Annotated in this window: 5 protein-coding genes; all 5 read left to right on the top strand. The window is 60.2% G+C overall.

Annotation, left to right across the window (positions count from 1 at the left end; all coding sequences use genetic code 11):
- The first annotated feature begins 363 nt into the window (after positions 1 to 363).
- The 5 genes from ACSYSO_RS07935 to ACSYSO_RS07915 all read left to right on the top strand — a co-directional run bounded on the left by ACSYSO_RS07935 (position 364) and on the right by ACSYSO_RS07915 (position 7,824).
- Entirely contained in the window at positions 364 to 2,136 is a 1,773-nt protein-coding gene (locus ACSYSO_RS07935; RefSeq protein WP_489760858.1) for a phosphatase PAP2 family protein, read from the top strand.
- A 103-nt stretch (positions 2,137 to 2,239) separates the two neighbouring features.
- Positions 2,240 to 5,218, top strand: coding sequence for a type I DNA topoisomerase (gene topA, locus ACSYSO_RS07930; RefSeq protein ID WP_491701770.1), 2,979 nt, complete (start codon positions 2,240 to 2,242; stop codon positions 5,216 to 5,218).
- Between the two features lie 89 nt (positions 5,219 to 5,307).
- Entirely contained in the window at positions 5,308 to 5,916 is a 609-nt protein-coding gene (tmk, locus tag ACSYSO_RS07925) for a dTMP kinase (RefSeq protein ID WP_489760859.1), read from the top strand.
- A 125-nt stretch (positions 5,917 to 6,041) separates the two neighbouring features.
- Positions 6,042 to 7,193, top strand: coding sequence for a DNA polymerase III subunit delta' (locus ACSYSO_RS07920; RefSeq protein ID WP_489760860.1), 1,152 nt, complete (start codon positions 6,042 to 6,044; stop codon positions 7,191 to 7,193).
- A gap of 43 nt (positions 7,194 to 7,236) precedes the next feature.
- Positions 7,237 to 7,824, top strand: a complete 588-nt coding sequence (locus ACSYSO_RS07915) for a YbhB/YbcL family Raf kinase inhibitor-like protein (protein WP_489760861.1) — start codon at positions 7,237 to 7,239, stop codon at positions 7,822 to 7,824.
- Positions 7,825 to 7,827 lie beyond the last annotated feature (3 nt).

Raw genomic sequence — 7,827 nt, 5'->3', positions numbered from 1 at the left:
TGCCCCTCACTTTTTCATATTCCAACAAGAGTGGTTTGGATTCGGACATGCTCATGGTGTTGGCGGCTGTTGGTGGTTGGGCCGGTATCGTCTGTGGGGTCTGTGGTTTTTGCTTGGCTGGTTGCGGTGATCGACGTCGGGTCTTGGGCGTGATACGACACTGGCGGTGGTGTTGGATTGTTGGACTGGCCGGCTGGGCCGGGGATGGCCGGTGAACACAAACGCAAACACAAACACCGACACCTTCAGAGACAGCACGCTTGCAGTTGCTGCGGAAAACAATCTTCGTGCGATGCACAGCGGTTGCGAGGCTAGCATACAGAGAATTAGTGGTGTCGATACTCCCCCTATACAGTTTGGGGTATGAGCGAAGACTTCGAGACGCACAACACCGACAACACCAACTGGGGGATTGAGCGCGATGAGATGCGTGATGCTGAAATGAGCGCACCCGCAGCACCGGAACGTGGCGGGGACATGCCCGTGGAACTGGCAACGAACAACACCCCGGAACGCGTATCTGGGAGTAATGTACTTGGCGAAGAAGCATCTTCGCAGTTTGAAGCTTATCGTTCTGAATCCGAACAGGCAATGTCCGCCGAACAGGCAGTGCCCGTTGAAGAGACGGCAGCTGCAGAACAGCCAGCACCTGCTGAGGAGACTTCTGCTCCTTCGCCGTCGCAGTGGCCTGAGGTGAGTCAACTTGCAGGCTGGGTAGGTGACGTGCAGCCGATGGATGAAAAACCGACTGATGAGAGCGTTACTTGGATATCGACAGACTTCAGCGTACCTCTTAACGCAACAGCGGCGGGGCAGCAAAGCACCGACGCCACGACGGATGGTGCAAGCCAAGGCACTACCGGTGGCATGCCACAGGCGGCATCTGCCCGTGTGGCGTTGCTGGCTGATGAACCCGAAGAGCGCGAATCGCATAAACGTAAGAACAAACATAATAAGCGCAAGCACAAAAAATCTGCCGCAGCGCAGCCTGCTGCGAGCGGTAGTGGTGTTGCTGGAGTAAACGATAGTCTAGGAAGCGCCGACGGCCTTTCCAACGTGAACAAGCACGGTGCCGGCTCAGCAGGGCTTCAGAGGCTCGCCAGCGGGGCCAAGAGCGATGCAGACAACGAAGGTGCAGGATTGGCTGCATCTGCGCCACGTCTTGCTGCTGTGGCTTGGTGTGTGGTTTTGGCGCTACTGTTTTTCGCCGGTGCTGCTGGCGTGTATTGGCTGGGCGTGCAGACTTCTATCGGCCAAAGCTACGACGACATGGTGTGGACCGGACTTCGCGACAGCGTACCGGGATGGTTCCGTTCCATATGCTCGTTCCTCTCCATCCGTGTGGTTATCCCAGCCATTAGCATCACGATGGCCGTGATCGCGTTCATTGTCATCGCGGTACGTAAGCGGTGGTGGCTGCTCGGCCAGAGCCTCATCTTTGGCGGGCTGTGCTATGCGGCGGCATGGCTGAAGCGGTTGCTGCCCCGTCCCTTCCTCATTCACCAGATGTCAAGCGCTTCCAACACAGCACCTTCCGGGCATACCATGTTGGCCGTGGGCGCAAGTCTGGTGCTGCTGTTCGCGGTGCCACTGGCATGGCGTGCAGTGGTAGCGGCCATCGGAGGCACATATACCGTCATGGTGGCGCTATCCCTGGTGGTGGAACGCTGGCACCGCCCCACCGATGTGGTGATGTCAGTGCTCATAGGCACGGGCATCGCCCTACTGACGCTCGCCTTTACTCGCGCTTCGGGCATGGACGCTCCCAAGGCACGTAAATCCAGTGCAAGCGTGCAAATTGTTGCGAGCGTGCTCATCACCTTTGGTGTGCTGTTCTGCCTATATGGCGTGTATGTGCTGTGGAATATTGCGCCGGGGCTTGACTTGAGCGCCGAATGGGCGCAGTCTGGGGCCTACTCAGCGACTGTGGTGTGCGTGATCGGTTTGGCGTCGCTCGCGTTTGGCTTGGTATTGGCCATGCGGCATGTCACCGCATCTCCGCTCACTCGGTTGGGCTTGATCGGTGCTCCGCCGACTCCGCCGCACAGTGCAGCTCCACATGAAACCGGGCTGCCTGAACTGGGGGATGGCCCCGAAGTCACGGTGGCTTCACCGGCTGCTGCGGGGTTACGGTAACGTTTTGTGGCTGCGCGCCGCGCCAAATCGTACGTAATGTGCCGAGGGGGCGGTTAGTATGAGCACTGGCGGCGCATTGCCGCGTAACTGTTAAGGAGTGGTTATGGCGACTGGTACCAAGCTTGTCATTGTCGAGTCTCCCACCAAGGCGAAGAAAATCGGTGGGTATCTCGGTAAGGGCTACACCGTCAAAGCGTCGGTCGGTCATATCCGCGATTTGGCGCAGCCCAGCGAAGTCCCGGCTGCCAAGAAAGAGAAGTTCGGCCGCTTTGGCGTGGACGTCAACGACAAGTTTGAACCGTACTATATTGTCGGCGCAAACAAGAAGAAAACCGTCGCCGAACTGAAGACCGCGCTCAAAGACGCCGACGAACTGTACCTCGCCACTGATGAGGACCGCGAAGGTGAAGCCATCGCGTGGCATTTGGTGCAAACGCTCAAGCCCAAGGTTCCGGTGAAGCGTATGGTGTTCCACGAGATCACCCCAGAAGCCATCAAAGCCTCGCTGAACGATACGCGTGACGTGGATGCCGATATGGTGGAGGCACAGGAGACACGGCGCGTGCTCGACCGGCTCTATGGCTATGAGCTCTCCCCGGTGCTGTGGCGCAAAGTGGGCCCTGGGCTTTCGGCAGGGCGTGTGCAGTCGGTGGCTACGCGCCTGATTGTGGAGCGCGAACGGGAACGTATGGCGTTTGTGCGCTCGCCGTATTGGGATGTGACCGCCACGCTGTCCGCCGCTGACGCGCAAGGCGAGCAGGTGAGTTTCGCTTCGCGTATGGTGTCTTTGGCAGGCCGCAGGCTGGCTGGGTCGAAGGATTTCACCTCGACCGGTGAGCTCACCGCTGCTGGTGCCAAAGAGAATGTGGTGCAGCTGGATGAGGCGCAAGCCAACGCGCTGGCGAAGGCCTTGCAACAAGCACCGTTTACGGTGGCTTCAATGGAGTCGAAGCCGTATCGTCGTCGTCCGGTGCCGCCGTTTACTACTTCCACCATGCAGCAGGCTGCCGGCAACCGTCTTTCCATGAGTTCACGCCAGACCATGCGGGCTGCGCAAGGTTTGTATGAGAATGGTTTCATCACATACATGCGTACCGATTCGGTCACGCTCTCGCAGGAGGCCATCGCTGCCGCCCGCGACTCGGTGACGCGCAACTTCGGTAAGGAATATCTGTCTGACAAGCCCAAGCAGTATGCCACCAAAACCGCCGGTGCCCAGGAAGCGCACGAGTGCATCCGCCCCGCCGGTTCGACATTCCGCAATCCTGCGGATATCGCCGCCAAAGTGCCGCCGGATCAGCTCAAACTGTATACGCTTATCTGGCAGCGCACGCTTGCCTCGCAGATGGCTGACGCCACCGGTTCTACCGCCACAGTGAGGCTCTCTGCCCCAGCTGGTGCGCAGGGCGAAGCCATCTTCCAGTCTTCGGGAACGGTAATCGAATTCCCCGGCTTCCTCAAAGCTTCCGGCTGGCCGCGCAAGGCTGCGGCAAGCACCGCAGCAAAAGCGGACGGCGACACGAAGAACGGCAAAGCGAACGCTGATGCGGACGTGGCATTGCCTCCTATGCACACCGGTGATGTGCTCGACGCGTCTGACGTGGAAGCGGATGGGCACGAGACCCAGCCGCCGGCCCGCTACACCGAAGCCTCGCTGGTCAAGACGCTCGAAGCCAAGGAGATTGGCCGTCCTTCCACGTATGCCAGCATCATCTCCACCATCATCGACCGTGGGTACGTGTACGAGCGAGGCCGCGCGCTCATCCCCTCGTGGCTGGCGTTCGCAGTTACCAAACTGCTTGAACAGAACTTCCCTCAATACGTGGATTACCAGTTCACGGCAGACATGGAGAACGGTCTCGACAAGATTGCCCATGGTGAGGAGACCAGCAACGAGTGGCTTACCCGCTTCTACTTCGGCTCCGGCGACGGTGCTGCGCAATCTCAGGACGAGGCGCACGAGGGTTTGCAGCAGCAGGTGGCGCAACTCGGTGAGATTGACGCCCGAGCCATCAATACCATCGAGATCGGTGACGGGTTGCAGGTGCGCGTAGGCCGCTACGGGCCGTACCTGGAAGACACCAAGAGCTTGGATGCGCAAGGCAACGCGAAGCATGCGTCCATTCCCGACACCATGGCGCCCGACGAGCTGACCGTGGCAGCAGGGCACGAGCTTATTGAAAGCAACGCCGGTGGCCCACGCGAGTTGGGACAAGACCCGGTGACCGGTGGCACGGTTGAGGTACGAACCGGTCGTTTCGGTCCGTATGTGGCTCTGGTGGCACCGCAGGAAACGCCGGCTGAGGGTGAGGCTGCCGGTGAGACCAAGGCACGAACGGCAAAAACCGCGAAGTCCAAGAAGGATGCAGCCCCCAAGCCCAAGATGGCCTCGCTGTTCAAGACAATGACTCCGGAGACGGTGACACTTGAAGACGCATTAAAGCTGCTCAGCTTGCCGCGTGAGGTGGGTGAAATCGAAGAGACAAACAAGGAGACGGGTGAAGTCTCCAAAGCCAGCGTAATGGCCAATAACGGCCGTTATGGCCCATATCTCACCAAGACCGGGGCAGATGGCAAGAGTGAAACGCGCTCGCTGGCCAGCGAGGATGAGATTTTCACGGTCGATGTGGCGAAGGCGGAGACGCTGTTCGCTCAGCCCAAGTATGGCCGTGGGCGTGGTAGGGGAGCTGCCAAGCCGCCGCTGCGCGACCTGGGAGCCGATCCGGAGAACGGCAAGAACGTGACCATCAAGGATGGCTTCTACGGTGCCTACATTACCGACGGCGAGACCAACCGTACACTGCCCAAGCAGTACACTCCTGAGTCCATCGACCCGGCGGAGGCGTTCCGCTTGCTGGCTGAGAAGCGCGCGGCAGGTCCGGTAAAGCGTAAGAGGCGTACCACAGCGAAGAAAGCTGCGGGCAAAACTGCAACGGCCAAGAAGACGACCGCTAAGAAAACTGCCACTAAGAAGACCACGACCAAGAAGGCCACAACAAAGAAAACGACCACCGCACGCAAGACCGGCACAAAAGCTACTGCCACCAAAACGGCTGCTGCAAAGAAACCGGCATCCAAGTAGCAGGCTGCGAAAGCTGCACCCCAGACCACAGCCAAAGCATAGCTAAGGCGTAGGTGGCAGCATAGGAGCATGTAAGGAAAGAAGCACAGATGAGCGGGCTGTTTGTCTCTTTTGAAGGTGTGGACGGCGTGGGCAAGACCACGCAGGTTGGACGGCTGCGCGCATGGCTTGAAGTGCACGGGCGCGAAGTGGTGGTGACCCGTGAGCCTGGCGGCACCGAACTGGGCGCTGAACTGCGCCGGTTGCTGCTGCATGGTGGGCAGGTGGCTCCTCGAGCTGAGGCGTTGATGTTCGCTGCCGATCGTGCGCAGCATGTGGCACAGGTAATCGCTCCGGCTTTGGCACGTGGAGCAGTGGTGATTTCGGATCGCTACATCGACTCCTCTCTGGCCTACCAGGCTGGCGGGCGTGAGCTGACGGCAGATGACGTGAGACAACTGAGCGAATGGGCTACGGGCGGTCTGTGGCCGGCGCGCACCTATTTGCTTGACATGAGCCCACGGGCGGCTCATGCACGCTTGACGCACAGCGAAGATCGTATGGAATCCGCCGGGACAGCGTTTAGTGAGAGAACGAGAAACGCATTTGTGAGCTTGGCCGAAGCCGACCCGCAGCGGTTTGTGACCATTGATGCAGGGCTGAGTGAGGCTGATGTGTGGAGCATCATCGAGGAGGATGTGCAGCAGTTGTTGCGGTGACTCGCTGCACGTAGCGGCGCGTTATCAATGGCGATGCCATGTCCGCCCAACGAGTGGGCGAGGCGACGTATATTGGGTACAGCGATGGTACAGCGTGAGCGGACGGTGACGGTAAGGAGGCGCGGATGAGCGTATGGGATGCGATGGTAGGCCAGGGGCGTGTGGCTGAGCAATTGCGTGCCGTGGCGTGTGGAGACCCCAAAGCCATTGCACAGTCGTGGCTTATTTGCGGGCCTCCCGGGTCGGGGCGCTCGAATGTGGCGAGGGCGTTTGCGGCAGCACTGGAAAGTCCTGACCGTGGTGAGTCAGAGACGCCGACGCGCATTACCGAGCAGGTGCTGCGTGGATCTCATCCTGATGTGACCGTGCTGGCCACCGACAAGGTGACTATCGGCATCGACGAAGTGCGCGGGCTGATTGAAACGTCGGAACAGACACCGAGCATCTCGCCGTGGCGCATCATCATCATCGAAGACGTGGATCGCATGCTGGAACGCACCACCAATGTGCTGCTTAAGGAGATCGAAGAACCCAGCCCGCACACCATATGGCTGCTGTGTGCGCCCAGTGCCCAAGATGTGCTGCCCACCATCCGTTCCCGCACGCGCATTGTGAACCTCGCCGTGCCCAGTACCGATGCAGTTGCCGGGTGGTTGCAGTCGTCATGCTCGGTGGAGCCCGAGCTGGCTGAGCGCGCTGCGCGACTGGCCGAAGGGCACGTGGGTGTGGCCAAACTCTATGCGCTCAACGAGCAGGTGATGAGCGACCGGGACGAACTGGTGGCAGGCGTGCTTGGACTGCACCGTGCTTCAGACGCCGTGCTCCTGGCCGGAGGGCTTATCGACAGCGCCAAATCGCAGGCCGGTGACGACGTTGACCGGCAAGTGGCAGCGGCTGAAGCTGACTTCCGCAGGGTCAACGGTCTGGCAGAAGGGGAGCGGATTCCTCCGGCGCTGCGCGGTGCGTTCAATGCCATCGGCAAAAAAGCCGATGTGAAACGAAAAGTAACCCGTCGCAGCAGGGATGTGCTCGACCGTGCGCTCAACACGGTGTCGAGCGTGTACCGAGACGTGGCCGTAGTGCAGAACAATGCCGAAGGGGCTGTGGGATTGGTGAACCGCGAGCATCGCAGCGCACTGGTCGCGCTCGCCGGTCGGCTGAGCCGGCAGGAAGCGGTGAGCCGGCAGGAAGCTATTGCTACCGCACGGAGAAGGCTCAATGGCAACGGTAACCAGACGCTAGTGTTCGAAGCGCTGTTCTGCGCGCTGCTGGCATGAATGCCGAAGCGTGCAAGTCACAGCGCCGCGGGATACTGGACGCATGAAGATTTCCGCAGATTTCACCACCATTCCCGACGCGTTCGCCGCTGCCGCCCCACCGGAAAACAAGGTGGACGGCAAACCGGTGGTCTCCTTCCCCTTCTATATTGACGCTCTGGACCCGCGCTCGCACTACCTGCACTGGCAGCTCACCGATCCCGACTCCATACCAGTGTGCGGGTTCGAGTGGATTCACTGGGCCGTGGTCAACGTGCCGGTGGACGCGCTCATGTTTGACTTCAACGATGCGCATGCGCTCGCTGTGCCACAAGATTTCTCGCGTTCGCTGCCGTCCATGATTCCCGAAGCGGTGCAAGGGCGCAACTCTGCCGCCAGCAAATTCGTAGGTTTAACCAACCCGGCTGTCACCATGCGCTACAACGGTCCCACTCCGCCCGACAAGATGCACGGCTATGTGCTGCAAGCTTGGGCCAGCGCAGAACCTCTGCCCGGCCTGTCGGAAGGATTCTGGCTCAACGAGATGCAGCATGCGCTCGCCGCCTGCGGTACGCTGGTCAGTGCCGCTTCCATTACCCTCAATGCCGCGCCTGCGCCAGCTGCCGGCGCTGTGCGCACTGACAAGGCGTAGGTT

It is taken from the genome of Bifidobacterium sp. ESL1130, assembly GCF_058507935.1.
Note: the sequence above shows the minus strand (reverse complement) of the source record. Positions and strands in the feature narration are given on the sequence as shown.

Coding starts and splice junctions, on each gene's coding strand:
- topA (WP_491701770.1), top strand. CDS start 2,240: ATGGCGACTGGTACCAAGCTTGTCATTGTCGAGTCTCCCACCAAGGCG.
- ACSYSO_RS07920 (WP_489760860.1), top strand. CDS start 6,042: ATGAGCGTATGGGATGCGATGGTAGGCCAGGGGCGTGTGGCTGAGCAA.
- ACSYSO_RS07915 (WP_489760861.1), top strand. CDS start 7,237: ATGAAGATTTCCGCAGATTTCACCACCATTCCCGACGCGTTCGCCGCT.
- tmk (WP_489760859.1), top strand. CDS start 5,308: ATGAGCGGGCTGTTTGTCTCTTTTGAAGGTGTGGACGGCGTGGGCAAG.
- ACSYSO_RS07935 (WP_489760858.1), top strand. CDS start 364: ATGAGCGAAGACTTCGAGACGCACAACACCGACAACACCAACTGGGGG.